Source organism: Paraburkholderia sp. RL17-380-BIE-A, from assembly GCF_046028085.1.
GTDB lineage: Bacteria > Pseudomonadota > Gammaproteobacteria > Burkholderiales > Burkholderiaceae > Paraburkholderia.
Genome location: NZ_JARESQ010000015.1, coordinates 1 through 25204 on the forward strand (window position 1 = coordinate 1; position 25204 = coordinate 25204).

Annotated in this window: 27 protein-coding genes and 1 pseudogene; 9 read left to right on the top strand and 19 right to left on the bottom strand. The window is 63.8% G+C overall.

The window, feature by feature from the left end; translation table 11 throughout:
* Positions 1-191, top strand: a 191-nt coding sequence (locus P0D68_RS24150; RefSeq protein ID WP_408300698.1) for a hypothetical protein, incomplete at its 5' end; no start/stop codon positions are given.
* Here P0D68_RS24150 and P0D68_RS24155 read toward each other — a convergent pair.
* The 8 genes from P0D68_RS24155 to phnS form a co-directional block, all read right to left on the bottom strand.
* Positions 172-732, bottom strand: coding sequence for a phosphonate degradation HD-domain oxygenase (locus P0D68_RS24155; RefSeq protein WP_408181846.1), 561 nt, complete (start codon positions 730-732; stop codon positions 172-174). The two genes, P0D68_RS24150 and P0D68_RS24155, sit on opposite strands and share 20 nt — an antisense overlap.
* A 4-nt stretch (positions 733-736) precedes the next feature.
* Positions 737-2188: a phosphonoacetaldehyde dehydrogenase gene (phnY, locus tag P0D68_RS24160; protein ID WP_408300700.1), complete on the bottom strand. Its 1452-nt coding sequence runs from the start codon at positions 2186-2188 to the stop codon at positions 737-739.
* On the bottom strand, positions 2185-3471 hold the full coding sequence (phnA, locus tag P0D68_RS24165) for a phosphonoacetate hydrolase (RefSeq protein ID WP_408300702.1): 1287 nt from the start codon (positions 3469-3471) through the stop codon (positions 2185-2187). Before phnA ends, phnY begins: the two co-directional genes overlap by 4 nt.
* A gap of 56 nt (positions 3472-3527) precedes the next feature.
* Entirely contained in the window at positions 3528-4262 is a 735-nt protein-coding gene (locus P0D68_RS24170) for a phosphonate utilization associated transcriptional regulator (protein WP_091808760.1), read from the bottom strand.
* Positions 4263-4338: 76 nt separating this feature from the next.
* Positions 4339-5202, bottom strand: a complete 864-nt coding sequence (gene phnV / locus P0D68_RS24175; protein ID WP_091802269.1) for a 2-aminoethylphosphonate ABC transport system, membrane component PhnV — start codon at positions 5200-5202, stop codon at positions 4339-4341.
* A complete protein-coding gene (locus tag P0D68_RS24180) occupies positions 5192-6145 on the bottom strand; it encodes a 2-aminoethylphosphonate ABC transporter permease subunit (protein ID WP_408300704.1) in 954 nt (317 codons plus the stop codon). Before P0D68_RS24180 ends, phnV begins: the two co-directional genes overlap by 11 nt.
* Positions 6123-7223, bottom strand: a complete 1101-nt coding sequence (phnT, locus tag P0D68_RS24185; RefSeq protein WP_408300706.1) for a 2-aminoethylphosphonate ABC transport system ATP-binding subunit PhnT — start codon at positions 7221-7223, stop codon at positions 6123-6125. Before phnT ends, P0D68_RS24180 begins: the two co-directional genes overlap by 23 nt.
* Positions 7224-7351: 128 nt before the next feature.
* Positions 7352-8440 (bottom strand): 2-aminoethylphosphonate ABC transporter substrate-binding protein, encoded by a 1089-nt coding sequence (phnS, locus tag P0D68_RS24190; protein WP_408300708.1) that lies wholly within the window; start codon positions 8438-8440, stop codon positions 7352-7354.
* 407 nt (positions 8441-8847) lie between these two features.
* Between phnS and P0D68_RS24195 the strand changes: the two are divergent.
* A pseudogene (locus tag P0D68_RS24195) lies at positions 8848-9075 on the top strand (2-aminoethylphosphonate--pyruvate transaminase); the annotation flags it as partial.
* Between the two features lie 150 nt (positions 9076-9225).
* Here P0D68_RS24195 and P0D68_RS24200 read toward each other — a convergent pair.
* Positions 9226-9981, bottom strand: a complete 756-nt coding sequence (locus P0D68_RS24200) for a DeoR/GlpR family DNA-binding transcription regulator (protein WP_091802278.1) — start codon at positions 9979-9981, stop codon at positions 9226-9228.
* Positions 9982-10167: 186 nt separating this feature from the next.
* Here P0D68_RS24200 and P0D68_RS24205 point away from each other — a divergent pair, with 186 nt between their 5' ends.
* Both P0D68_RS24205 and P0D68_RS24210 read left to right on the top strand, forming a co-directional pair.
* Positions 10168-11727, top strand: coding sequence for an ABC1 kinase family protein (locus P0D68_RS24205; protein ID WP_408300710.1), 1560 nt, complete (start codon positions 10168-10170; stop codon positions 11725-11727).
* A gap of 323 nt (positions 11728-12050) precedes the next feature.
* A complete protein-coding gene (locus P0D68_RS24210; RefSeq protein WP_408181865.1) occupies positions 12051-12926 on the top strand; it encodes a DMT family transporter in 876 nt (291 codons plus the stop codon).
* Between the two features lie 201 nt (positions 12927-13127).
* Here the strand turns inward: P0D68_RS24210 and P0D68_RS24215 are convergent, their stop codons facing one another.
* Entirely contained in the window at positions 13128-14198 is a 1071-nt protein-coding gene (locus P0D68_RS24215) for a L,D-transpeptidase (RefSeq protein ID WP_408300712.1), read from the bottom strand.
* Positions 14199-14546: 348 nt separating this feature from the next.
* Here P0D68_RS24215 and nadE point away from each other — a divergent pair, with 348 nt between their 5' ends.
* Positions 14547-15407, top strand: coding sequence for an NAD(+) synthase (nadE, locus tag P0D68_RS24220; protein ID WP_408300714.1), 861 nt, complete (start codon positions 14547-14549; stop codon positions 15405-15407).
* A gap of 118 nt (positions 15408-15525) precedes the next feature.
* Here the strand turns inward: nadE and P0D68_RS24225 are convergent, their stop codons facing one another.
* The 5 genes from P0D68_RS24225 to P0D68_RS24245 all read right to left on the bottom strand — a co-directional run bounded on the left by P0D68_RS24225 (position 15526) and on the right by P0D68_RS24245 (position 20888).
* Entirely contained in the window at positions 15526-15792 is a 267-nt protein-coding gene (locus P0D68_RS24225; protein ID WP_091802295.1) for a hypothetical protein, read from the bottom strand.
* Positions 15793-16220: 428 nt separating this feature from the next.
* Positions 16221-16571 carry a hypothetical protein gene (locus tag P0D68_RS24230; RefSeq protein WP_408300717.1) on the bottom strand — a complete coding sequence of 117 codons (351 nt, stop codon included), beginning with the start codon at positions 16569-16571 and terminating at the stop codon, positions 16221-16223.
* A 91-nt stretch (positions 16572-16662) separates the two neighbouring features.
* A complete protein-coding gene (locus P0D68_RS24235; RefSeq protein ID WP_408300719.1) occupies positions 16663-17316 on the bottom strand; it encodes a hypothetical protein in 654 nt (217 codons plus the stop codon).
* A gap of 264 nt (positions 17317-17580) precedes the next feature.
* A complete protein-coding gene (locus tag P0D68_RS24240) occupies positions 17581-19254 on the bottom strand; it encodes a S10 family peptidase (RefSeq protein WP_408300721.1) in 1674 nt (557 codons plus the stop codon).
* Between the two features lie 74 nt (positions 19255-19328).
* Complete coding sequence (locus P0D68_RS24245) at positions 19329-20888, bottom strand: S53 family peptidase (protein ID WP_408300723.1); 1560 nt, start codon at positions 20886-20888, stop codon at positions 19329-19331.
* Positions 20889-21192: 304 nt separating this feature from the next.
* On the opposite strand from P0D68_RS24245, the gene P0D68_RS24250 reads away from it, so the two are divergent.
* Entirely contained in the window at positions 21193-21702 is a 510-nt protein-coding gene (locus P0D68_RS24250) for a DUF1993 domain-containing protein (RefSeq protein WP_091802311.1), read from the top strand.
* 109 nt (positions 21703-21811) lie between these two features.
* Here P0D68_RS24250 and P0D68_RS24255 read toward each other — a convergent pair whose 3' ends face one another.
* Positions 21812-22132 carry a YnfA family protein gene (locus P0D68_RS24255; protein ID WP_091802314.1) on the bottom strand — a complete coding sequence of 107 codons (321 nt, stop codon included), beginning with the start codon at positions 22130-22132 and terminating at the stop codon, positions 21812-21814.
* A 136-nt stretch (positions 22133-22268) separates the two neighbouring features.
* Here P0D68_RS24255 and P0D68_RS24260 point away from each other — a divergent pair, with 136 nt between their 5' ends.
* A complete protein-coding gene (locus P0D68_RS24260; RefSeq protein ID WP_091802317.1) occupies positions 22269-22442 on the top strand; it encodes a DUF1289 domain-containing protein in 174 nt (57 codons plus the stop codon).
* Between the two features lie 48 nt (positions 22443-22490).
* Here P0D68_RS24260 and P0D68_RS24265 read toward each other — a convergent pair whose 3' ends face one another.
* Complete coding sequence (locus P0D68_RS24265) at positions 22491-23144, bottom strand: LysE family translocator (protein WP_408300725.1); 654 nt, start codon at positions 23142-23144, stop codon at positions 22491-22493.
* Between the two features lie 155 nt (positions 23145-23299).
* Between P0D68_RS24265 and P0D68_RS24270 the strand changes: the two genes are divergently transcribed.
* Positions 23300-23767 carry an Lrp/AsnC family transcriptional regulator gene (locus P0D68_RS24270; protein WP_408300727.1) on the top strand — a complete coding sequence of 156 codons (468 nt, stop codon included), beginning with the start codon at positions 23300-23302 and terminating at the stop codon, positions 23765-23767.
* Between the two features lie 65 nt (positions 23768-23832).
* Positions 23833-24066 (top strand): hypothetical protein, encoded by a 234-nt coding sequence (locus P0D68_RS24275; protein ID WP_091802324.1) that lies wholly within the window; start codon positions 23833-23835, stop codon positions 24064-24066.
* Between the two features lie 76 nt (positions 24067-24142).
* On the opposite strand, the gene P0D68_RS24280 is transcribed toward P0D68_RS24275, so the two are convergent.
* The gene (locus P0D68_RS24280; RefSeq protein ID WP_408300729.1) at positions 24143-24619 is read right to left on the bottom strand and encodes an OsmC family protein; all 477 of its coding nucleotides are present in this window, start codon (positions 24617-24619) and stop codon (positions 24143-24145) included.
* Positions 24620-24710: 91 nt separating this feature from the next.
* Positions 24711-25049 (bottom strand): hypothetical protein, encoded by a 339-nt coding sequence (locus P0D68_RS24285; protein WP_408300731.1) that lies wholly within the window; start codon positions 25047-25049, stop codon positions 24711-24713.
* Between the last annotated feature and the right edge of the window lie 155 nt (positions 25050-25204).

The window sequence follows — 25204 nt, forward strand, 5'->3', positions numbered from 1 at the left end:
CCCAGCGCCTTGCAAGCCTTATTTTGATACGCATGGATTGCGCCAGAAACGATGCGGAAACGACGAACGAATCAGAAGACGAGGAAGCGCGCGTAGGGCCAAAGCCGCCTCAATCACCCCCCCTCAAACAGACCTTGAACAGTTCAAGCAGCTCAAACACCGTCAAGAGGTTCAAACAGCCGCGTATTTAAGCATCGCTCGCTCGACAACGCCCAGATAGTGCGCGAGATCCGGCGTCGCGCGGTTCTCTTCCTTGGCGAGATCGTCCCATCTGCGCAGGCGCAACGCGTCTTCCGCGTGAGGCTTCTGCAGAAACGCCTCCGCCTCCTCCTTGCTGAAGATGCCGCCCTGCAATTCCAGGCTTCGCACGGAATCGGCGGAAAGCTGGCCGAAATAGGTATTGTCGATGGCGCACAGGCAGCGCTTGGCGTCGACGTGCAGCCGAATCGGCTCCAACACCGCCTCCGACAACACCGGCCGCAGGAACGGCAGCGCGAAATACTGATGCAGATCGTCGATGCCCCGCTCCGTCGGCGTCTCACCCTGCAGATTGAGCAGGTGGCCGAGGTCGTGTAGAAACGCCGCGGCGACCAGTTCCTCGTCAGCGCCAGCCTCTTCCGCCAACAAGCCGCTCTGCAAGGCATGTTCGAGTTGCGTCACCGGCTCGCCGCTATAAGCCAGATTGCCGTACTGTTCAAACAGGGAACGGATGTCCTTCACACTCAATGCCACGCTATCACTCCCACGGTAATGAAAAGGTCTTCAGATTGGTGAAGCTCTTCATGGCTTCCTGAACACCTTCCTTATAGCCAAGCCCGGAGTCCTTGATGCCGCCGAACGGCGTCAGCTCGATCCGGTAGCCGGGCACTTCCCACACGTTGACTGTCCCCACGCGCAATTCGTTGATGAACCGCGTGATCGCATCCTGCCGGTTCGTGCACACGCCTGACGACAACCCGAACGGCGTGCCGTTGCTGATGCGGATGGCGTCGTCGAGCGTGTCGAAGGTGATGATCGGCGACACCGGTCCGAAGGTTTCCTCGCGCACCAGCGTCATGGAAGGGTCGACGCGGTCCAGCACCGTCGGCGCGTACAGCGCGCCGTTGCGCTGGTTGCCGCTCAGCAGACGCGCCCCGCTCGCCACCGCCTCGCTCACCCGCGCTTCGAAGAGCTGCGCCGCGGCAACGTCGATCACGGTGCCCATCTGGTTCGACGCATCGAACGGATCGCCGAAAGACCAGGCCCGCGTCTTCTCGACGACCAGATCGGTGAAGTCCGCAGCCACGCTCTTTTGAACCAGCATCCGCTTGACCGCAGTGCACCGCTGCCCGGAGTTCTTGTACGAGCCCTGCACGGCAAGCGTCGCCGCGCGGTCGAGATCGGCGTCTTCGAGCACGATCAGCGGATCGTTGCCGCCCAACGCCAGCACTACGCGCCGGTATGCCGCCTTGCCCGCGATGTATTTGCCGATCGCCACACCGCCCGTGAACGTGACGAGCTCCGCCAACGGATGCGTGATCAATTCATCGGCGATTTCGCGCGGGTCGCCGGTCAGCACCTGCAGCATCGGCGCGGGCAAACCGGCTTCGTATAGAACGTCGGCGAGATAGAGCGCCGACAGCGGCACCTTTTCCGACGGCTTCAGCACCACCCGATTATTGGTCGCGATGGCCGGCGCGATCTTGTGCGCAACCTGGTTCATCGGATGGTTGAACGGGGTAATCGCGACGATCACGCCCGCCAGCGGCTCGCGCTGTGAAAACACGCGCCGCTTCTTGCCATGCGGCGTCAGATCGCAGGAAAAGCTCTGCCCGTTGTCACGCAACGCTTCGATCGAGGCGAACTTGAACACATCGGCCACGCGGCCGATCTCGTAACGCGAGTCCTGCTTCGACAAACCGGATTCGAGCGAAATCAGATCCGATGCCTCTTCGGTGCGCTCACGCATGAGCGCCGCCGCGCGTTCGAGAATCTGCGAGCGTTCGTAACGCGTGAGCTGAGCCTGATAGGCTGCCGCATATTCGAACGCAGCGCGCACGTCGTCGACGCTCGCCAACGGGACCGTACCCACGCGTGTTCCCGTATAAGGATCGAACACGTCGAGCGTGCGCGAGCGCGTCACGCGTTCGCCTTTGAGCCGCAGCGCTTCCGCCCGAAAAGCCGGATGGTCCCGCAGCGTGGCGTTCATGATGCCGACACGCGATTCAAGGCAATGTCGAAGATATCGAAGTTACGCAGTCGCTTGCCGCCATTGCCGGCACTGCTGGACGGCAACGCTTCGACGCGCCGGTTGAACAGCAGCGGCACTTCCTGCTCGGAGATACCGCCGTGCGAGCGCAACGGCACGGTCAGGCCCGACAGGTCGTGCTCATCGCGCCGCGTGCCGAGCACGACATGCTTCGTGCTGACCACGACGATATCGCCGACGCGGTCATTCGGCAGTTCGAAGCGCTCGCACGCGGCGCGGTTGTCGAGCACGGCTTCGATCCCTTGCATGCCGCCGATCCGTTCGATCACCTGCGCGACGCTGACATCGCGCGGCAGATAAATCGTTGCGAACGAGCCGAGCGCGCCGTGATGCACCACGTACGGATCCGTGATCGGCAAAATGACACGCGCGCGGCCGGCGCCGAGCCACTCGTCCAGCACGTCTTGCAGATAGATCACATTCGGCTCGCCGGTCTGCGGATCGTGCTTCGCATTCATGCCATGATCGGCGGTCAGGCCGATCACCCAGCCGAGCGCGTCGAGCTTTGCAAGATAGCCGTCCATCATCGCGTAGAACGCGTTCGCGCCCTCGGTGCCGGGCGCAAACTTGTGCTGGATGTAATCAGTCGTCGACAGATACATCAGATCGAGCTTGCGCGTTTGCGCGAGCCGCACGCCGGCGGCGAACACGAACTCGGACAACCCCGCGCTGTAGACGTCGGGCACCGGCAAGCCAACCAGGTCAAGGACTTCGTCGATACCGTTTTCTTCCAGCGTTACCTTGTCGGCTTTTTCCGCCGAGAAGCAGATGCCCTTCAACTGCCAGCCGAGCAGCCGGCGCAGTTTGTCTTTCGCGGTGACCACGGCCACTGCGGCGCCGGCTTCGGCGGCAGCGGCCAGCAAGGTGCCGGCGCGCAAATACGCGGGATCGTTCATCATCACTTCCGCGCCCTCGCCGCCGTTCGCGTCCGGATCCCAGAAGTAATTGCCGCAGATGCCGTGCACCGAAGGCGGCACGCCGCACACGATCGAGAGATTGTTCGGGTTGGTGAACGACGGGATCACGCAGTCGCCCTTGAACGCGCCGCCGCCTTTGAGCATCTTGCCGATGAACGGCGCGACGCCCGCCGCGACCGCGGCTTCGAGATAGTCGAACTCGCAACCGTCGACGCACACCACGACCGTCGGTTGCGAAGGTAGCCGGTAGCGGCGGCCGTTGACTTCGATCGTGCGTTCGTTCGTGCCTGTGCTCGTATTTGCCATCGTTGCCTTCCATGCGTGCGGGGCACGCGTGTTGTAGTCAGTCCGTTGCCCGTCTTTTATTCGTTCGATGCCGGCGGCATCCGCACCACGCCCAGCGTTCCTTCCGGTTCGCATGCCGCATGGGCGCGCTGCAAGCCGCCGTTCACGTGCGCATGCATCAACGCCGCGGCCTGCTCGGGCTCGCGCGACGCCAGCGCCGTCAAGATCGCGCGATGCTCGGCCAGCGAGCGCTCCATCGCATCGGCATGCACGACCAGCGCGGCACGCCGAAACAGACTCAACTCGCACACCAGCCTTCGGTACGTCTCATACAGCTTCAGATTGCCCGATGCCGCTACCAGCGCATCGTGAAATGCCACATTCGCGCGCGCGTACGCATCGTGATCCTGGGCGTCGAGCGCCGCGCGCATGGCGTCGAGCCAATCGCGCAACACCGCGAGCTTGCGCGCATCGATACTCACCGCCAGCATCCGGCACGCCGCCTCTTCCAGCACCGCGCGCACCGCGTAAATCTCGTCGGCTTCCGCCAGCGACACCGTCCGCACGAACACGCCGCGGTTCTTCTCGGTACGCACGAGGCCGGCCTGCTCCAGCGCGCGAAACGCCTCGCGCACCGGACCGCGCGACACCTGCAGCCGCGTCGCCCAGTCGGCTTCGTTGAGCTTGTCGCCGGGCGCGAGCGCCCCCTCGATGATGTGCCGTTCGATTTCGTCGCGAACCAGCGTGGTCAGCGAATGCCTGCGCACAACCTCGATCGGATCGACAGAAGCAGTTTGCATATATTCGGTCATTTTGACAATTTTTGCCACATCGATAAGTGCAGGCCCGCCGTCGAGGCGCGCCTGCTGACGCATCAGAAGTTGCCCGTCAGTCCGCCCGACGGCGCGGAACGCGCGCCGCGATCAACAACAGCGCGGCCAGCGAGACCAGCAGAAGAATCAGCGACAGCGCGGAGGCCGGCAGGTAATAGCCGCGCTCCACCTGCCCGACGACCACGATCGGCACCGTCGCGAAGCCCGGCGGATACACGGTGAGGGTGGCGCCGAGTTCGCCGAGCGAGAGTGCGAAACCCAGCGCGAGACTCGCGCGGATCGCCGGCACCAGTTGCGGCAGCACGACCCGGCGCAACACCATCGAAGGCGGCGCACCCAGGCTTGCCGCCGCTTCGCGCAGAATCGTCAGCTCCGGACGCAACGCGGCGGCGGCGCAGCGGTAGCAGAACGGCAGCACCAGTGCGAGCTGCACGAACACGACGATCGCCGCGGAGCTCGACAGATCGAACGGACGCTTGTGATACGCGATCAGCACCGCGAGCCCGAGCACCACGCTCGGCACGCCGTTGGGCATCATCGCAATGGTGTCGACGAAGGCGCCGAGGCCACGCCGGTCACGCCCTTCGAGCGCGAGCGCGAGCCACAGGCCGAGAATCGTGCCGAGCACCGCGACGCCCATGCCGATTTCGAGGCTGGTGGTGAGCGCGTCGAAATCGCTCGAACCGAGACGCTCGAACCAGCGCATGCTGAAGCCGTCGGGCAGGATCGTGCCGGACCAGTGCGCGGCCACGCTCGAGAGCGCGACGACCAGCACGGGCAACACGAACAGCCAGAAGCACAGCAACGCGGCAAAACCGAGAAACAGGCCGCCGAGCATGCGCACCACCAGGCTGCGGCGCACCGGCCGGGCTTTCTTGTGCATGACCGGCAAAACGGTCGGGTCGAGTTCAACGGCCATGGCCCGCTCCTTTCACCTTGCGACGGTTGACCTGGCGGTACAACGCGTACAGCGACAAAGACATGATCAGCATCACGACCGCGCCGGCGGCGGCGGTCGGCAGATCGAGATCGACCGTGGCGGAGCTGTAGATCGCCACCGGCAGCGTGATCAGATGCGCGCTGCCGAGCACGAGCAGAATGCCGAACTCGTTGAGCGTGAGCAGAAAGCACAGGATCGTGCCCGCGGCGATGCCCGGCCATGCGAGCGGCAGGATCACCTTGAACGCGACCATCCAGCCGTTCGCGCCGAGGCTGCGGGCGGCTTCGATCAGGCGCATGTCGAGCGTGGCGAACGAAGCCAGCGTGGGACGCACCACGAACGGCGCGTAGAACACGACTTCCGCGAGAATCACGCCGCCTACGCCGAACAGGAAATCGAGCGGCGGCGCCTGCAGATGAAAGAGCCTCTGCAAGCCGATGCTGACGGAACCTTGCGAGCCGTACAGAAAGATCAACGTGAACGCGACCAGAAACGACGGGAACGCGACGAACAGTTCGAGAAAGCGCGTGATCATCCGCGCGCCGGGGAACGGCTTGAAGAACAGGATCGACGCCAGCGCGACGCCGAGCAGCGACGCGAGCCCGGCACTGGCGAACAGGATCCACAGCGTCGTGCCGATCACGCCGCTCGTTTCCGGATTGCCGAAGAACGCCGAATAGGCGTGCAGGCTCAAACCGTGCGGGCCGGTCAGACTGAGCAGCACCAGACGCACGAGCGGATAGATCACCAACGGCCCGAGCACGACCACGGCGATGAAAAGCAAATGCCATTGCGCGACGCGTTCGCGGCGCTTCACCGCGGCGCTATGCGAGGCGGCGCTGGCGCTGCGGCGCGCGGCGGCGGCATCGGCGGCGGCCGTGCCGAGCGGGTTGGGCGTATCAGGGGTTGATAAGGACGACATCGTCAGCCTCGTAACGCAGGGAAACACGCGCGCCCTTCTCCGGCATCATGCCGTGGCCGCGCTGCATGGTGACGAGCACCGGCTCGTTGGGCATGGCGTCCAGTGCAACGGATATCGACAACACCGCGCCGTACCATTCGACCGAGGCGATCGTGCCATGCAAGTGCCCTTCGCCGAGCGGCACGATACGCAACGCCTCGGGACGCAGACAGGCCACGCGCTCGCGCTCGTTATAGCGCGCGTCGCTCATGCTGAACGCGATCTGCGGCGGCAGCAGATTGGCCGCGCCCAGATAACGCGCGACAAACCCGTCGGCCGGCGTGTCATACAACTGCTGCGGCGTGCCGAGTTGCGCGATGCGGCCTTCGCGCATCAGCAGCGTGCGGTCGGACAGCACCAGCGCGTCGTCCTGATCGTGCGTCACGCAGACGATCGTCAGATTCGGCAGGCGCTCATGCAGCGCCTTGAGTTCGGAACGCACCGATGCACGCAGATTGGCGTCGAGTGCGGAAAGCGGTTCGTCGAGCAACAATACATCGGGTTCGATCACCAGCGCGCGCGCGAGCGCCACGCGCTGCTGCATGCCGCCCGACAGTTGCGCGGGCATCACGTGACCGGCGTCGCCGAGTTGTACCAGCTTCAACGCATCGGCGACACGCCGGGCCACGTCTTTGGCCGGTGTGCGGCGCGCACGCAAGCCAAAGGCGACGTTCTCGAATACCGACAAATGGGGAAACAGCGCATAGCTCTGAAACAGCAGGCCGAGATTGCGCTTGTGCGGCGGCACGTGCGTGAGGTCGTGACCGGCGACGGTCAGCGTACCGGACAGGCCGTCGGCTTCGATAAACCCGGCGATGAAGCGCAACAAGGTCGTCTTGCCACAACCGCTGCGGCCGAGCACGGTGAGCAACTCGCCGCGCTGGATGGTCAGCGACAGATCGTCGAGCACCGTGCGCGAACCGAAGCGCACCGTCAGATGGTCGATCTGCACGCCGCCCGGCGTATTCGAACGCGCGGCATCGAGCGCGTCCGGTGAGGCGCCGAGCGCGCCTGGGTGAGCAAGACTGGCCGTATTCACCGGGTTCATCCTCCAACTGGATTAATGCTGATGCAGCGCCTCGGGAGCGAGTCCCCAAGGCGCCGCCTGACTCTGTGACGTCACCCGGCTACGTCCCGAGTGAGGTCGATTGCGTGACGAACGACGGCTTACTTCGGCTTGACCACTTCGATCTGCTTGCCCGACGAACCGATCACTTCATTCTTCCAGCGCGCGGTCCAGTCGGCCTTCTTGGCCATCACCTGAGTCCAGTCCACCGGAATCAGCTTCACGCCGGCGATCGCCTGCTTGACGATTTCGCCGTTCTTGCCTGCCAGCGGCACGTCGGTACGGCCCGGAATACCGAAGATGTCCGGCACCTTCGACTGCACTTCCGTCGACATCAGGTAGTCGATCAGCTTCTTGCCTTCGGCCTGGTTCGGACCGTTCTTGATCAGGCCGATTGCGTACGGCAGCTGGAACGTGGTCGGCTGGCCGCCTTCGTGCGCGAGGAAAATCGGCTTGAGCGACAGGCCGCCGTTGGCCGCGTCGTCCAGATCCATTTGCAGGTCGCCGTTGGCAACCGCGATTTCGTTACGCGAGAGCAGCACGTCGAGGTAGCCCGTGCCCTTGGTGTGGAACTTGGCGCTGTTTTCGAGCTTCTTCAGATAGTCGAACGCCTTGTCTTCGCCCATCAGCGACGACGTCAGGATGATCACCGCCATACCGTCGCCCGCCGTGGCCGGGTTCGAGTAGGCAACCTTGCCGCTGAAGTCCGGATGCAGCAGGTCGGCGAAGGTCTTCGGCGCCGTCTTGGTGACTTCCGGGTTGATCGCGAACGAGAAGTAGTTGTTCACGAAGGTCGCCCACGCGCCGTTCGACGCCTTGGCGATCGCCGGCACGTTCTTGTAGTTGGCGCTCTGGTAAGCCTGCAGCAGGCCGCTCTGGTCGGCTTGCTGGATGAACGGCGGCAGCGTGACGAGCACGTCCGCCTTAGGCTGATCTTTTTCGATGGTGGCGCGGTTCACCACTTCGCCGCTGCCCGCCGTGACGATGTTGACCTTCACGCCTTCCTTCTTTTCGAAGGCCGGCAGCACGTCCTTGTAGAGGTTCTCGAGGCCGTCGGCGGTGTAGAGCACCACGGCGTCGGCCGCGTGCGCCTGCATGGCCGTGGCGCCGAAGGCTGCCGCGGCGACCAGCGCCGGCAACAGTTTGCGTGCGAGACCGGCCGTAGCGTGAAGGGAATTCGTCTTTGTCATGTCGCTTTCTCCGAAAGGCAAAAAACCAGACGGTCGGGATATCCCGATACCTGTTGTGATTGAACGGCGGTAGCGCCGCGCCGCTTGCGTGTTGCCCGCATCAAGCCGTGTGCGGATCATGCGGATTGCAGATTGCCAACAACTTTGCTGCTTCTTGTACCCTCTTTTCCTGCCCGACTTACAGCCCACCTACGACGCTCGCGCTGCCAGCCATGCCTGAACGGGCACGGCAAGGATCACAGGTTTCCGTGACAACGCCATGACGATTCTGCTCAATTCCAAAAAATGACACAATTCGCCAATAATATCCAAATGAATCTTTTCGTCATCTGGTCTCGACGGCGGCTCTTTTCAGACAATTGTGGAGGCTCGTGTGATCCATCGAAACGACCTGAACCTGTTGATGGCCAGGCCCGCTCACCACTTCCACGCGGACGCGCGACGCACTGCCGCGCGGCTGGGATTCGCGGCACGCCGCGTTCAACCGCATGACCGACAGCGCATGCGCCGACCCGGTGAAGATCGTACATGGCGAAAATGACTATGCATGCGCACCGCTTCAACGCAGCGGGACGTTCGCGGTCGAAGCGGCGCCCGGCACGCTCGTGCCGCGCCTGGGCTCCCTGCTGGTTCCGGTCAAACTGACTCAGGTGGAATCGTTTCGCGTGGGTTGCATCGGCGCGATCGATGCGAGCGAACTGCTCGACACGGCGGCCGCGATCGGCCGCACGCTCGAACGGTTCGACATCCCTGTGAAATAGACAGGCTCGCCGTGGCACGCACGCTCAGGCGATCAGGATTTCCGGGCCATGCGCCGTGATCGCCTTGCCGAGAGCGCGCTCCGGAGCCAATTCGGTCACGAGGTAACGCGCCGACTCGATACCGTTGATGCGCACCGGCGTCACGCGGCCGAACTTCGAATGATCGGCAACGATCACCACCATGTCCGCAGCGGCGATCATGCGGCTGCGCACCTCCGCGGCCATGCGGCTGTAGTCTGTCAGATAGCCGTCCGGCGAAATCCCGCCCGCGCCGATGAAGGCAAAGTCCGCGTGGTACTGCGTGAGTTGATGAACCGTATCGAGCCCGAAGGTGGCGTCTTCGATATCAGACAGTTCGCCGCCCAGCAGCGTGACGCGGTTGTCGTTACGCCGGCCGAGCAGCAGCGCGATGCGCCAGTCGTTCGTGTACACCGACAGCCGATGCCGGTCGAGCAGCGCCCGCGCCACCGCTTGCGTGGTGCTGCCCGAATCGATGATCAGCGACGCGCCGTCCGGCACAAACTCCGCCGCGCGCTCGCCGATGGCGCGCTTCGCGCCGGCGTTCGCCGCTTCGCGTGTGTCGAGGTCGGGCTCGCGCCGGTCGCTCGACAGCGCGCCGCCGTGCGTCGTGACCAGCAGGCCGCGCCCGGCCAGCGCGTTCAGGTCACGGCGAATGGTTTCGCGCGACACGTTCAATTCGCGTACCAGTTCCGCGACTGAAAGCGCGCCCGTTTTGGCGACTTGCGCCAGGATGTATTGGTGACGTTGTTCTGCGAGCATCGATAAAAGGCCGGAAGCCGGCACGCTTGGGTTTCGCCACGGTTTGAGAAGGCCGGCGTATTGTATTACGCGACGCGCGGCGATGCTCCCCTCGGCGCGCTTACCTGCTAACCTGAACGCCCAGGCCGCGCGCGATCGTCCTTCGATAGCTTTGAACGCACGCGTGCCCCGTCAACCGAACTGCCGATGCCGCCACTGTTTCGCCGTCTACTGTTGCTGTTCCACGCGCTGCGTTACGGCGCGCGCCTGATCTGGCTTGCCGCTCCGCAAGATCACAAGCTGCACTGGATGATCGGGCTGGTCGGCCGCGTGCACGCGGCAGGCCGCGGCGGCCAGAGCCTGAACGGCGTGCTGCCCGCACTCGGACCGCTGGCGGAGCGGTTCGCGCAAACCCTGGTCGAACGGCCCGAACTCGCGACCGGCACTCTGCACGACGCGCTCGACGCGATCGATCACATGGAAGCTCCGCTGCCGCCGCGCGAGGCGGAACAGGCACTCGCGCGCGCCTTCGGCAAGCCGCTCGCCACGCTTTTCAGTGCCGTGGATCTGGTGCCGGTAAGCGGCGGCTTCGCCGAACAGACGCATTTTGCACGGCTGCTCGCGCCGGTGAACGGTCACTGCGAAGTGGCGATCAAGCTCGTGCGCGCCGACCAGTTGCAGCAGATCGGCGACGAACTCGCGCTGCTACGCTGGGTCGCGCGCTGGCTGGAGAAGCTCTCCGGCACCGCGCGCCGCCTGCAACTGCGCGCGCAGGCGCAGACCTTCACGGACGACATCCTGCGCCGCTTCGATCTGCGCGCGGAAGCCGCCAATCTGAGCCAGACCGGCCATCATTTCGACGGCGACGCGCGCATCGTCGTGCCGGGCGTGATCTGGGATCTCTGCACCCACTACACGCTGACGATGCAACGCGTCAGCACCTTGCCGGCGAACGATCTGCCCGGTCTGCACGCGCATCACATCAAACTCGCGCCGCTCGCCGCGCATATCGTCGAAGTGGTGACCGAGCAGGCGTTCGAACATGGCTTCTTCCACGCCACACTCGACGCGCGCCGCGTGCGGGTGAGCGTCGAACCGGACACGCTCGGGCGTCTCGTGCTGGCGGAGTTTTCGATCATGTCGAGCCTCTCGACCGGCGAGCGCGAGTTCTTCGTGCATGGCGCAACCGCGCTGTTCGACCAGGACTACGCGCGCCTCGCCGAAATGCATCGCGATGCCGGGCACGTGCCGCACGACACGCGCGCCGAGGTGCTCGAAGCCGAGTTGCGCACGCGCGCGGAAGCGCATTTCGCGGCCGAGCCGGAAGACCGCTCGGCGGGTTCGCTGTTTCATCATCTGCTGCACGCGGTGCATCCGTTCGACGGCGCGGTGCCCGGGCGGCTCGCGAGCGCGCAACGCTCGTTTCATCAAGCGGAAATGCTGGCGCGTGCGCTGCATCCAGGCGTCGACACGTGGAATATCACACGCGGCGTGCTGGCGGATATCGCGCGGCGCGACATCGACCATCGCGGCTGGATCAAGCGGATCACGCGCGAGTTGCCGCACCTCGCGCATATGCTGCCGCGCGTGCCGCAACTGGCGGTTCGGTATCTGCAGCATGAGCATGATCGTGCGCGCAAGCCGCAGCAGAATGCGCAGCTCATGCTGGAGATCGGCCGGGAATACCGGCGCACGCGCGCGCTGCTGTGGGCGTGCGCCGTGTGCGGTGGCGTGCTCGGTGCGGGGACTGTGCTGCTGATGTGGTGATGGCGTTGGTGGGGGCATGCGGCGGGGTGTCAACCCGCGGTGCGGTGCGGTGCCTTGCGCGTTGCGGTGCCTTGCCGCGTTGCGTTGCCTTACGCGTTGCCTTGCCTTGCGCGTTGCCTTGCCTTACGCATTGCCTTGCCTTACGCATTGCTTTGCCTTACGCATTGCTTTGCGTTACGCATTGCTTTGCGTTACGCGTTGCTTTGCGTTACGCGTTGCGTTACGCGTTGCGTTGCGTTGCACTGCCTCGCCGATTGCAGCTTCGAACAAGACACGCATCGCCTATCCCGACAAGATGGCGGCTTTTTACACCCCCCTTTCCGATGCTCGCTTCTTTAATCGCCGCCGTCTTCGTCGTGTTGTGGTCGACCGGTTTCGTGGTCGCCCGCGCGATCACGCCCTATGCCGATCCCAATCTTTTCCTGCTCGCGCGCTTCGGCGGCACGGCGCTGATCTTCGCGCTGGCCGCGCTGGCGGCACGCGCCGCGTGGCCTGGCAGGCGCGACTTCGGCAAACATCTGGTGGCGGGCGCGCTGCTGCAAGGCGTGTATCTCGGCGCCGGCTACTGGGCCGTCGCCCAAGGCTTGAGCGCGGGTGTGATGGCTTTGCTCGGCGCGCTTCAACCGCTGGCAACGGCTGCCGTCGCCGCGCCGCTCTTCGGCGAACGGTTGTCGCGGCGTGGCTGGAGCGGCATGGCGCTCGGCCTCGCCGGCGTCGTGCTGGTCCTCGAACCGAAGCTGGCGGCGGCCAGCCCGGCGACACCGCACGGCAGCGCGCCCGCCTGGCTGGTCGTAGCGATCTCGATCGCCGCGATCGGCGCGATTACCGCGGGCACGCTGTTTCAGAAGACTTCGCTTGCCAAGGCCGATATTCGCAGCGCGAGCGCGGTGCAGAACCTCGGCGCGGCGCTCGTCGCGGGCGTGCTCGTGCTGGCGCTCGGTGAGCATCGCTGGATTGCGTCGCCTACGCTGTGGGCGTCGCTGGCGTGGGGCATCGTGATGCTCTCGGGCATCAGCGTCACGTTGCTCGTGTGGATGGTCAGACGTGGAGACGCGGCCCGCGCCACCGCGCTGATGTTTCTCGCTCCACCGCTCGCCGCGCTCGAAGGGTATGCGGGCTTCGGCGAGACCTTGCTGCCGCTGCAGGTCGCCGGTTTCGCCGTGGCGCTGGTGGGCGTGGTGCTGGCGCGCTCGCGCTGAGCGGGCTGACGTGATCGCGCCAAACGGGCTGGCGCACTCTCGCCGAACGAGCTGACGTGATCACGCCAAACGGGCTAACGTACTCTCGCTGAACGATCCGACGTGATCGCGCCAAACGGGGCAGGCACACTCTCGCTGAACGAGGTGACGCGCCCGCACCAAACGGACTGGCACGCCCACATTCAGCGCCGCGACCGCGCATCAATCCGCCGTGTCCGCCCCGGCCGGCACATTGGCGCGCGCCTTGCCGCCCGGCGCGGGCGCCCATGCCGGGCGGCTCTTGCGTTCCGAATCCAGCACGACGATGTATCGCCCTGCCCACGGCGTCACCTGACGATCGCTCTTCAACACCCACAGCGATCTACCCGACTCGACGAGCGCCGCATACTCGGCGTCGAGAATGCCGTAGTGATCGAGAAACGTATTGAGCGAGGCGGGAATCCTCACGCAACCCTTCGAATGACGAATGCCGAGCAGCGGTTCGAGTCGGTCAGGGTCGGTGGCATGCATCTGGAAGCGCATCTGCGACATCCCGCCTTTGCCCCAGCCACGCTCGCCCTCTGCCCAGCCGAGGTCGAAGATCCGCATGTCACGTTTGCCATAACCACGAATATGGTTTTCGTTCTGCGTGCCTTCCGAGCGGAAATCCATGTTGGCGGGCGTATGTTCGAACACGCCGAGCGGCGTGACGAAGTGGTCATACTCGCCCGGCCGCCCGGTCGAGACCGGCGACGCGCCGATCATCTGCCAGACATCCGCCGGCGCGGCGCGAAAATAGATGAAGAGCGCCTGGACATTGGCGTTTCGATCGACCAGCACGACATACTCGCCCGATAAATCGCCCAGCATGTGCGCGTCGAGCACTGCTTGCAGGCGATCCGCATAGGCTTGCTGATCCGCCGCCGGCACCACCAGCTTACGTGTGACGCTCTGCGCGAACACGTCCCGCAGGATGAATGCGCGGCGCGGATCGACCACGCCGGCGGCATCGGGCGCGGCGACAGCGGACGCGCTGACGCTCGCCTGCGGACGACTCGCCACGTGCGCCGCCGACGCCGCCGCGGGTGCCGAGGCGGCGATCGCCGCGCCGCAGGACAACCCGCAAAGGGCGGCGCCCAGCGCTTGCGTTAGACGGAGAAAAGAAGGCAATTTGCGCGTGACGCTCCGCACGGTGAGTCGATACAAATGACGCGACGCGTCGCGCGGACGATCTACCGACGCGAAGGTCAGGCGGTCCACTACAGGCTGGCCAGGCCGATTGGAGTAGTTCATCGCTTATTGGAGCAAACCTGATTATTATTGACTGCCCGCCGGCTTACGCGGCGCTCTCAGACCGAGGATGTTACTAAGCACATAGCAATCTGTCGATGAAGTTTCGACGATTCGGATATATAGCTGTAATACCCGGACACATTTGCTGTTCCACGCGACAAATTGAAAGCGACGCGAAGTTGATTTAAAGCTAATCGACGGCGAATAAACTCTGAAAAACGGATGCGGCGCAGCGTATCAACCAAAAACTGCCGTCTTACCGGCGCGCGGCTGTGCCTCTTACGGCCGTTGCGCGCGCAACGTTAATCGTTCGACACATGCGCGAGCGCGCAAGGAGCAAAAGGAATCATGACGCAACACGATCCAGTCGCACGCCAGGCGGACATTTCTCAAGAAATGCACATTAGCGACGGGTTCGACACCGAATCAGAAATCGAGCGGCGGGTCGCTTTTCTCGCGAATTATCTGCGCAGCAGCGGCCTGAAAACATACGTGCTCGGAATCAGTGGCGGCGTGGACTCGACAACGGCCGGCCGGCTTGCGCAACTCGCGGTCGAACGATTGCGCTCCGAGGAGTACGACGCACACTTCGTCGCAATACGTCTACCTTACGGTGAACAGAAAGACGAAGCCGACGCCCAACAGGCATTGCGCTTCATTCGCGCTGACGAAAATCTCGCCATCGACATCAAGCCCGCAGCCGACTCGATGCTTGCCGCGCTGGACAAGAGCGGCGTGCTATTCAAGGACGAATCGCAACAGGACTTCGTGCATGGCAACATCAAGGCGCGGCAACGCATGATTGCGCAATACGCGGTGGCCGGTGCGCGGGCCGGTGTGGTGATCGGCACGGATCACGCGGCCGAGTCGGTCATGGGCTTCTTCACCAAGTTCGGCGACGGTGGCGCCGACGTGCTGCCGCTCGCGGGGCTCAACAAGCGTCGTGTGCGCGCGGTCGCGAAGGCGTTAGGCGCGCCGGAAGAATTGGCGCACAAGGTGCCGACCGCCGACCTCGAGATGTTGCGTCCGCAACGACCCGATGAAGATGCCTATGGCATACCGTACGATGCGATCGACGATTTTCTGGAAGGCAAACCGGTAAGCGACACGGCGCGCGCGACCATCCTGCGCTATTACGACGCCACGCGTCATAAGCGGGCGTTGCCGTACACGCCGTTCGACTGGCCGGTACAGGCAAGCGAAGATTGAAAAAGTGATGGGTGTGCAGCTGACGTGCGCAATGCAGCGGCGTTGTCATGTCGGCTATGCGTCAGCCGAAGCGCGGTCGTCTTGCTCGCCAGATTCAGGCTCGCTCGATCGCGTCAGCTCACTCAGCTTTCGGCGGTTCGTCGGTGAACAGATCGGCGCTGGCCTCCAGCGCCAGACCACCTAGCTGCTTGCCCTGAATCTGCCGCGCGATGACCTCGCCCACATAGGGCACTTCGGCGTCCAGCTCGACCGTGGCGTAGGCGCCCGGCTTGCCGGCGTCAACCACTTCGATGTTTTTTGCGTAATGCCCGAGTTCGTGCTTCAGGAATTCCCGCACTTCCTGCTCGCTACACGACTGGGCGATGTTGCGAACGATCAGGTTCATGCAGCCTACCCTCGGCGCGCGTTGCGCCCTGTGCCCTCAACGCGCACGGGGCGCAATGCAGCACGCTGTTTCGCCTGCGCGGCAGCAAGTTGGCGGATCAATGCGGCGCCGGCAGCGCCCAAGGCAGCCAATGACAAATAGAAGGCAAGCATTTAATTCTCCCCTGCGAATTTCGTCCTGTGTTCAGGATAGCCACAAATCACAGCAAAAGCGATGTGACACAGCGTAGTAAAACGGAACTCAAATCTCCGTTAATGCACTGTACCTGAATAAGCGGCGTCAAAAATAGCAAAACAGCGCTTCATTTTCCGGTACAGACCCGGCAAACGCGTCGAACGCAATGCGTGGGCGCGAAAACCGGACCGCGGCCACGCATCGCCACGGCATCCTGCGGGGGACGTGCGCAAAAGGCGGGCTGATCGTCGCGATCAGTCCGCCGCTTGCACGTTGGCCGCGCTGACCCACCACGTATTCTTACCCCGCGGCAACTGCACCAGCACCGCGGACGGATCGTCGACGCCGTCGTCGGCAACTTCGCATACCGCGAGACCGTCAGGCAGGCGCTTCACCTCGCCTGCGGACTGGAACAGCGCAACACGTTGCGCGCTCAACGGCCGCAACTGGCGGTACACGTCGAAGCTGATCGCCGCCGGCACATCGCCGCGAATCTGCAGCGCTCCGGCTTGACCGCAACGAACCGGCTCAGCGGCGAACACCGCGCTGCTACCGAACAGGCAGCCAAACGAAAGCGCCATGACGGCAACACGTGAATGGATCATGATGATTCTCCGAAAACAAGATGGGGGCGGGCTTGCGAACCGCAAGCCGGGCGAATGAACGAAACTGGCGACGCAGGCGAATCGGCCGCCCTCATGGCGGGTTGTCGTGCCCGGCGCCGCGGCCAATATCGCCGCCCGTGGCGACGTCGAGCCGGCTCACGTCGCAAGACGTCTGGCCGAAGCCCGAATAAACGACCGACCAGTTGCCGACAATCGCGGCCTGCGCTTCGGCGAGACTCATTTTGCCTTCGCAGACGCAGCGCTTGAGCATGACCGCGGCGCGCGCCTTGCGGCGCTCGCCCTGGTGGCCCGCCCACGGTAACAGATCGAGATTGGCGGGAGCGTCCGGCGAGCCGCCGAGCACGATCGGCACGCGCCGATCGAGCGCGAAGGCAGCGCCATTGTCCGCGTCGATGCCGCGCGCGGCGAGCATGCGGTCTTTGTGCGCCATCAGTTCGTCGAACGGCGGCGCGACCGTGTCAGCATAGCCAGGGCGGCAAATCGTCTCGCCCACCGACTGCTGCGTGACACGTTCGTCGAGCATACCGGTGCCCTGTGCGCGGGCTTCGCCCATGCACACAGCGAATAGCGCCGCCGAGCCGAGTGCGAGCACGATGCGCGCGCCGCGCGAAGGACGCGTAGCGCGGCATCGGCGTGCGTGCGCCGGCGCGGCCGTTTCATACGTACTACCGGTCGGGTCGCTGAGGTGTTGAGTGCGACGCCTGTCTGCAATGCCTGCGTTCATTCGTCGGCGCGCCGGGAACGGCACGCAATAGTTCAATTCGCAGACTAATTAAAACACATTCAAAACGCCTATGTAAGAAAGCCTACGTGTGCGCGCTGCGTGCATAGATCGCAATCTGCGGGTTTCATAGACGGCAGCAACCGGCGGCGGCGCCCTCGCGCGCCGCCAATCCCCCTTCCCGCTTACGGACGCCGCTCGCGAATCACGCGCAACACCGCGCGTTCCTCACGAGAGGCGTCCGCCACGCTCCGTGTCAATGTGACGCTACCTCGGCACACGCGCCTGCAGCGCACGAATACGGAACATGGCCTGCGTGTCGGACACGGTGGTTTCGTACATCTTCGCGAGGTCCGCCTTCAGCGCGGTGCGCGATCCGCCGTCGAGATAGACCATATGCCCCGACGGATAAAAGCGCGCCGACAAATTCTGCCGGACCTGCTGACTGAGCAGCGGCATCTGCTGCAGATCGAGCACAGTTTGATAAAACGGCGTCACGTAATCGAAGAAGCCGTTGGCCGACAGCACCTTCAGATCGGGATTGAGCGCCATGACGGCGGCAAGGTCGCCGGCGGTGTACAGAATGATGTTGCCCTTCGCGTCCACCCCCTTCTGCGCGCCTGTCGGATCGATGTGACTGAAGTCCCAGTACTGGAAGGCCTGATCGTTCAGGTCGGTGAATGACGAATTCGATGTGTATTTCAACTGCTCGTTCAGATACACGTTCCACATCGTCGTATAGACGCCGGTGACCGCCGTCATGGTCGGATCGTTGCCGCCGGAGTTCGGGTCGATCTTGCCCGCAATGCCCGTGCCGATCGCCGTCACGCGGCCGTCGTATTCGCCGAGCGCGAGACCTTTGGATTTCAGCAGCGTAGTCAGGAATAGCGAATTACCCCGGCTGTCGTACGACGCGATATCCAGACTCCAGGCAAGCAAGGTCGTTTTATCGATCCCGGTGTATTCGCTGAGTTTTTCGACCGTTGCCGAGTCTGTGGTCGGAAATTTACGCAGCGCGGCCAGATAGTCGGTGCGCGCAAATTGCGCGACTTCTTCGGCGAACGTGCCGAGATCGGTTGGCCGCGGCGCGATGCCGAGCTTCTTGTGATACCACGCGTCCGCTGCCGCCGTGGGCAGCGTGCCGACCGGGTTGCCGGACTGCGTGTAATCGAGAATCGACGATTGCAGCGTAATGCCGTTCAGATCGACGCCGTCTTCATGTAAACGGTAAGCGAGTACGCAACTACGCGCCGTGCCGTACGACTCGCCAAACAGGTACTTGGGCGAGTTCCAACGGTTGTTTTTGGTCAGAAAGCGCTTGATGAATTGCTTGATCGAGTCGGCATCCTGATCGACGCCCCAGAAGTCGCGGTTCTTCTTCGGGGCAATCGCCGCCGAGTAGCCCGTGCCGACCGGATTGATGAAGACGAGGTCGCTTTTGTCCAGCAGACTGTCCGGGTTGTCTTCCATCGAATAGGGCGCGGGCGGCGTGAAGCTCGGCATCGACGTCTTGATGCGACGCGGCGCGAACGAGCCCAGCAGCACGAACACCGACGACGATCCCGGCCCGCCGTTATAGAAAAACGTGAGCGGCCGCGCTTCTTCTTTCTGCTTGTCCTGCGTGAAGGCCACGTAGAACATCCGGGCTTCCGGTTGCGAACTGCTCGGGTCGACGATCACGAGGTGTCCCGCCGTCGCCGTGTAGTTGATCTTGCGCCCGCCGATGGTAACCGAATGATGCGTGATCGCAGCGGTCTCCGCGGTATCGGTGACGGAATCGTCCGGCCCGTTACCGTATGCGACCGGATCGAAGAACGGCTGATCGCCGGCATGGTGCGGTGAGCCGGCCGCTGCCGGTGCCGCGGGTGCGGCCGGTGCAGCCGAAGCGTGAGCATTGTGCGACGACTGCGGACTAACGGAAGCTGACTCTGTGTTCGTCATGATCGCTCCATGGGTTCGTTCACGTCTTGTACGTCGCCCCCAAAGCAGACCTGCTTCGGGGCGTGTGTTGCAGACTATAGTGCGGCCGCCACCTTCTGACCATTGGGACTGCCGAGCCCCGTGCAGGCGTCCCAGCCCGTGGCTGCCGCGAAGCTACCGTTGTTGCCTTGCGTGATGTCGTTACACACGCCCGGCGTCTTGTACAGCTTGGGATTGATGAACCCGGCCGGCTGTCCTTTTGCCGCATTGATACGCGCGATCAGCGCGGCCCACAGGGGCGCGACCGCACTGGTGCCGCCGACCACCGTCTGCGTACCGTCGATCAATACGTTGTAGCCAGTCACCGGAGAAGCGTCGCCTGCCACGTCCGGCACGCCGCGCCCGCTGAGCGCCTTCTTGCCGCCGCTCGACGACGTGGCGGACAAGCCCTTTTGCCACGTCGGCGCCGCAAAGGCATGGCTCACGCCGCCGCCGGTCGCGCCGCCCTGCGCGCCGTCGTTCCACACTACCTCGTGCGAGATCGAAGTGCCCGACGCGGTGAGGTTCGTGCCGCCGCAGGCCAGTACATACGGGCTCGAAGCCGGGAAGTCGACCTGGTCGCCGCCACTCACGCCGTCGCTCGAACCGCTGTCGCCCGACGCCGCGCATACCGTGACACCGAGGGCCGCGGCCGACTGCAGCACGCTGTTGAAGGCCTGCATCGACTGGCTGGTCCAGTTCGACTCCGGGCCGCCCCAACTGATCGAAATGACCGACGGCTTGTTGGTCGTGTCGTGCACCGCGCGGCTCACCGCGTCGATGAAACCGGAGTCGCTGTTCTGCGTGAAATACACCGCGATCTTCGCGCCGGGCGCGATCGCGCCGACGATCTCGATATCGAGCGTCACCTCGCCGTCCGGTCCGTTCGGATCGCCGCTCGGCTGATTGCTGCCCTGATCGACGCCGACCGACTTCACCGTGGGCGACGCGACGCCGAGGCTCGCGAAGTAGGACTTGAGGTCGGCCGTGTTGTACCCGCCGCCCAGTTCGATGATACCCACGCACTGGCCGCCGCCATCGCCTTGCGGAAAATGGTAGAGCGACGCGAGTTGCGGCGGCGTAAAGGAAGCCTGATGGGCCCGGGCCGGCTGGAACGGCGGCCGGATGCGAAAGTGCGGCCGCGCCTGCGGACGATTGTCGAGGCCCATCACGGCTTCCACCACGCCGCGCAGATCGTCCGGCACGCTGATCGGGCCGGTGCGGCCACGGAACTGCCCGGCCGTGTGATGTTCGTAATGTTCCAGCTTCACCGAAAACGCATCCTGGAACTGGGCAATCGTGCCGCCCAGCACGATCGAACGCGCGGCCGGATCTTCGCGCACCACGGTCAGCCCGTGTTCGGCGGCGAAGGCCTTGACCTTGGCGATGTCGTCCGGCGCGGCGCCGTAGTCCGAGGCAAGCGCCTCGCGCGAAAGCGGCTTGACGCCCGGATCGCCTGCTTCGATCTTGCTCATCAGCGCGTCGAACTGCGCCTGCTGCTGACGGCGCAACATGACGAACACCTCGATCCGCTGCGCCGGATCGCATTGCCCCACGACTTTCGAACCCTGTTCCACTGTTCGTTCACTGCCTGGCAGCGGGTGCTTGTTGACCATGGTGTCGACTCTCCAGTTAGCGTGACGGCGCAATCCACACAGTGGACCCAGCACGTCACACGCCTGCACGACCTCGTTGCCCGAAGCCGGCGGGAAGTTACTGTTTCAGGGACCTCGTCAAACCGTCCGACCAATCCATTCAAACACAGTTCCGGCGTGCGCGGCAGTTGTCCGAATGGCCAGCGCCGCGCCGCACCGACACGCATACGCCACCGCTCGCGCTATGATGCTGCAGCGGCAATCCAGCCGTTACGTTGCCTCGCGCGCCATCCGCGCGCACGATCAAAGAATCAGAGGAAGCCCCATGTCAATTTCGATGTATCAAGCATCACTGCCCGTGTTGATCCGCGGCCTGACAAACCTGCAGGTCATTCTGGGCAAAGCCGAAGCGCACGCTGCCGAAAAGCAGATCGAGCCTACGGTGTTCACGACCGCCCGGCTCGCACCGGACATGCTGCCGCTCACGCGCCAGGTCTATATCGCGAGCGACACCGCGAAGGGCTGCGCCGCGCGTCTGGCCGGCGTCGAGGCGCCGAAGTTCGACGACGTCGAACAGACTTTTGAAGAACTGACTGCCCGCCTTCAAAAGACGATCGATTACCTGAAGGAATTCAAGCCGGAACAGATCGACGGTTCGGAAACGCGCGAGATCACGTTGAAAATGCGCACGGGCCCGATCGAGTTCACGGGCCTGTCGTATCTGCTCGGTTTCGTGCTGCCGAATTTCTATTTTCACGTCACGACGGCGTACGACATTCTGCGTCACAACGGCGTCGACCTCGGCAAGCTCGACTATCTCGGCGGCATCAAGTAAGGCGCACGTTCCGCACGATTTCCAGGTCTGTGCGAATGAGCAATGAGTGTCGGTGAGAGACGTTTGAAGGACGCGGCAAACACGTGTGGGCCGCGCCCCCGCTTTCAGCTCAAACGCGCGGCTGGAACGCGATGATCGCCATGCCGGCCAGCGTAAAGGCGACGCCGGCCGCGTCCCACAGCGTGGGCCGCACCTTGTCCACGCACCACAGCCAGGCAATCGCCACCGCCACGTACACACCGCCGTAAGCCGCATAAACGCGGCCTGCGGCGGTACCGTGCAGGGTCAACAGCCAGGCGAACAACGCAAGGCTGAGCGCGCCCGGCACGAGCAGCCAGATCGAACCGCCCTCTTTCAGCCACCGCCACGGCAAATAGCAGCCGACAATTTCAGCAACGGCGGTCACGGCATAAAGCAGAAAAGTCTTCATTAACGATGAGTAAGCAGGTGATTGTGATGCCACGAATGAGGTGTGGCGCTCTATCGGCTTTATTAACACAATCACTTGGCGCGCGGGCACGGCGCGTGCGAGAGTCTTCGAGTCCTTTCTTTAATTGCCCTTCGCCATGAGCATTGCTTCACCCTGCATCGACATCTGCAAATTCGACGGCAAAACCGGTTTCTGCATTGGCTGTTTGCGCACTCGCGACGAATGCAAAAGCTGGAAGAAGATGAAAGACAAGCATCGCAGGAAAATCATCGAGGACCGTTCGCGGCGCGAGCATAAGCTGAACAAGTAAGCGACGCCATGCGTAGCGCGGCGCTTCTCGTCGTGCCTTCGCGCCGCGTCAGTCCAACGAAAGCCGCAGCGCAAATCCGATCAACGCCGCCGAGAAGGTCCAGCGCTGCAGCGTTTGCGCCAGCGGATGGGCGCGCATCCAATTGGCGATGCGGGCAGCGCCGATCGCGTACATCACGTCGAAACATGCGCCTATGGCGAGCAACACCAAGCCTAGCTCGACCATCTGCAAAGCCACCGGCCCCGCTTCCGGGCGCACGAACTGCGGCAGCAGCACCGAACAGAACAACAGCGCTTTCGGATTCAGCAAGTTGGTCAGCAGACCTTTGACGAAAGCAGCCCGCAGCGGGCGCGACTCGCCGTTTGCGGGAGCGCCCGCTGCGGCTTTCGCCGTGTCGCCGTCAGGCAGCGCGAACACCGGCGAACGAAAAATCTGGATGCCCACCCACGCGAGATAAACCGCGCCGCCATAGCGCACCACGTCGTATAACCACGGCGCGTTGCGCAACAGCGCGGCCACGCCACACGCCGAGAGCGTCACGTGCGCGGCGCGCGCGAGACCCAGTCCGCCGGCAGCCGCAAAACCGCTGCGCGCACCGCGTCCGATACTGGTTTGCAGCACCAGCGCCATGTCCGGACCCGGCACGGCATAAACGACGAAAAGCGCTGCGATATAGACGGCCAGCAGGTGTGCGGAAATCATCAGAGGCTCCTGTTTTTCAGGGCTCTATCTTGCTATTGCCGGCGGAGGGTTTGTTGGCGAATTACTGGCCCAGCCTCTTTGGATTTGGAGGAATACGCTAACATTACGGCCTGGGCTTATGTTTTCCTCTAAACCGCTATTGACATCGCCGAGCCATGACAATCGACCTCGATAAAACAGATCGCGCGATCCTCGCCGCGCTGCAGAAAGACGGGCGCATGTCGAACGCGCGGCTGGCCGAAACGGTCGGCCTGAGCGAAACGCCGTGCGCGCGCCGTCTCAAGCGCCTCGAAAACGACGGGTATATCGACCAGTACCGCGCCATGCTGTCGCGCTCCGCGCTCGGCTTTGGCGTGGTGGCCTTCGTCTATGTCCGTTTTGCCGTGCACGATCGCGCGGTGGCGACGCGCTTCGAGCGCGAGGTGCAGGCCATCCCACGGATTCTGGCGTGTCACAACGTGTCGGGCAGCGCCGATTACATCCTGCAGGTGGTGGCGCGCGACCTCGACGACTACGGCACCTTCATGCGCGACGAGATGCGCAGCCTGCCAGGCGTGACATCGGTGGAATCGGCGCTGTCGTTGCGAGAGGTAAAAGCCAACGGCGGCTTGCCGCTATCCTGAACGCGAACGTGGCATAGTCACGCCTTTGAAACGGCGCGAGCCGACCCGACGAATCTGGAGTTCTCATGGATCACGAACAGGCACGAGCCGAAGAAACCGCCGCGATGACGCGCGTATTGACCGCAACGCAGCGGGTGCAGTCGGCCTTTGCGTCGCTGCAATCGCAATTCCCGCCCGCCGGCAGCGGCACGCCTTCGCAGTTCGCGCTGCAAACATTCGACGCGGCGCTGCAGGAACTCGAAGACGCGCAAGCCGCGTTCGACGAACTGCTTGGCGATCTGCTCGACGGCAATCGTTGAGAAGCCGTCAAGGCATGCCGCCTCTGAAAGAGCGGCCGGGCACGACTGCTTCAAAGCGCAGCCGGGCAAGACGCTCTCAATGCGCTTCGATTTCGATGACCGGCTCGCAGAGAATCGGAAAATTGACCGAGTTCGCGATATAGCACTTCTCGTGCGCTACGTGATGCAAGTGCGCGGCGAGTTCAGTATCGCCGCCCGCCCGAATCACGACGTGCGGGCGCAGAACGATTTGCGAAAAACGGCCCTGCTTGGGATCGTCGAGCATGGTGCCTTCGGCATGGTCGCGATACGCGGTGACGGTGATGCCGGCGTCCGCGCATAGATGCAGATACCAGAGTTGATGGCAGGCGCTCGCCGAGGCGACCAGCAGATCCTCCGGATTCCAGCGTTTGGCGTCGCCGAGAAAGGCCGCGTCCGATGACCCGGGAAGCTCGGGTTTGTCGCCAGCGGCAATCACATGATCGCGCCCGTAGTCACGGTAGCCCGACGTGCCGCTTCCGCGATTGCCGGTCCACTGCACCGACACCTTGTATTTGTGCTCGCCGTACGCCATGCCAACCTCCCTTTGATTTGAATCGGATCCGGTCGCAGAGGCGTGCATTTTATACGCGGACATCACGCGACGGCCGCGCGCCGCTTGCTGACTAATTCGGCGAACTTGGCGGTAATGGCCTTCCGGCGAGAGGCGGCGCACGCGGGTCCGGGCTTTCGTTCAGGTTCGTGCCGTTTGCCCGCATGTTGCTGAGTGCGTGGCCTGCCCCCGCGCCGCTTGTCCTTCCCACGGCCGGCGCCCCGCTCGTGCCGGCGCCCGCCCCCAGCCCCTTCGCCGCCGCGCCGCCCGTGTTGTTGAGCCCGTTGGACTGCACGCCATTCAAGCCAAAGCCGCCCGCGTTGGCCGGTCGAGCGACAAGCTGCGCGTAAGCCGTCGCGGTGCAGCCGATCATAAGCGCCGACGCTACGATACCGCCCCATACTGTCTTCATGGCCACTCCGTTACATCGTCGATTTGCGCGGCCGCGGTGTCAGCATGGCGGACCACTCGAACAGTATGACGACGCCGAGCCCGCTTCGTTCAGAAGTGAAAATCGGGGCGCGACGGACGATACGCGATAATCCACGGTTTTCTTCGCAGACCGCT

Bases quoted from the DNA above. Each gene is read 5' to 3' on its own strand.
- phnY (WP_408300700.1), bottom strand. From the start codon at position 2,188: ATGAACGCCACGCTGCGGGACCATCCGGCTTTTCGGGCGGAAGCGCTG.
- phnA (WP_408300702.1), bottom strand. From the start codon at position 3,471: ATGGCAAATACGAGCACAGGCACGAACGAACGCACGATCGAAGTCAAC.
- P0D68_RS24170 (WP_091808760.1), bottom strand. From the start codon at position 4,262: ATGACCGAATATATGCAAACTGCTTCTGTCGATCCGATCGAGGTTGTG.
- phnV (WP_091802269.1), bottom strand. From the start codon at position 5,202: ATGGCCGTTGAACTCGACCCGACCGTTTTGCCGGTCATGCACAAGAAA.
- P0D68_RS24180 (WP_408300704.1), bottom strand. From the start codon at position 6,145: ATGTCGTCCTTATCAACCCCTGATACGCCCAACCCGCTCGGCACGGCC.
- phnS (WP_408300708.1), bottom strand. From the start codon at position 8,440: ATGACAAAGACGAATTCCCTTCACGCTACGGCCGGTCTCGCACGCAAA.
- P0D68_RS24200 (WP_091802278.1), bottom strand. From the start codon at position 9,981: ATGCTCGCAGAACAACGTCACCAATACATCCTGGCGCAAGTCGCCAAA.
- P0D68_RS24205 (WP_408300710.1), top strand. From the start codon at position 10,168: ATGCCGCCACTGTTTCGCCGTCTACTGTTGCTGTTCCACGCGCTGCGT.
- P0D68_RS24210 (WP_408181865.1), top strand. From the start codon at position 12,051: ATGCTCGCTTCTTTAATCGCCGCCGTCTTCGTCGTGTTGTGGTCGACC.
- P0D68_RS24215 (WP_408300712.1), bottom strand. From the start codon at position 14,198: ATGAACTACTCCAATCGGCCTGGCCAGCCTGTAGTGGACCGCCTGACC.
- nadE (WP_408300714.1), top strand. From the start codon at position 14,547: ATGACGCAACACGATCCAGTCGCACGCCAGGCGGACATTTCTCAAGAA.
- P0D68_RS24225 (WP_091802295.1), bottom strand. From the start codon at position 15,792: ATGAACCTGATCGTTCGCAACATCGCCCAGTCGTGTAGCGAGCAGGAA.
- P0D68_RS24230 (WP_408300717.1), bottom strand. From the start codon at position 16,571: ATGATCCATTCACGTGTTGCCGTCATGGCGCTTTCGTTTGGCTGCCTG.
- P0D68_RS24235 (WP_408300719.1), bottom strand. From the start codon at position 17,316: ATGAACGCAGGCATTGCAGACAGGCGTCGCACTCAACACCTCAGCGAC.
- P0D68_RS24240 (WP_408300721.1), bottom strand. From the start codon at position 19,254: ATGACGAACACAGAGTCAGCTTCCGTTAGTCCGCAGTCGTCGCACAAT.
- P0D68_RS24245 (WP_408300723.1), bottom strand. From the start codon at position 20,888: ATGGTCAACAAGCACCCGCTGCCAGGCAGTGAACGAACAGTGGAACAG.
- P0D68_RS24250 (WP_091802311.1), top strand. From the start codon at position 21,193: ATGTCAATTTCGATGTATCAAGCATCACTGCCCGTGTTGATCCGCGGC.
- P0D68_RS24255 (WP_091802314.1), bottom strand. From the start codon at position 22,132: ATGAAGACTTTTCTGCTTTATGCCGTGACCGCCGTTGCTGAAATTGTC.
- P0D68_RS24260 (WP_091802317.1), top strand. From the start codon at position 22,269: ATGAGCATTGCTTCACCCTGCATCGACATCTGCAAATTCGACGGCAAA.
- P0D68_RS24265 (WP_408300725.1), bottom strand. From the start codon at position 23,144: ATGATTTCCGCACACCTGCTGGCCGTCTATATCGCAGCGCTTTTCGTC.
- P0D68_RS24270 (WP_408300727.1), top strand. From the start codon at position 23,300: ATGACAATCGACCTCGATAAAACAGATCGCGCGATCCTCGCCGCGCTG.
- P0D68_RS24275 (WP_091802324.1), top strand. From the start codon at position 23,833: ATGGATCACGAACAGGCACGAGCCGAAGAAACCGCCGCGATGACGCGC.
- P0D68_RS24280 (WP_408300729.1), bottom strand. From the start codon at position 24,619: ATGGCGTACGGCGAGCACAAATACAAGGTGTCGGTGCAGTGGACCGGC.
- P0D68_RS24285 (WP_408300731.1), bottom strand. From the start codon at position 25,049: ATGAAGACAGTATGGGGCGGTATCGTAGCGTCGGCGCTTATGATCGGC.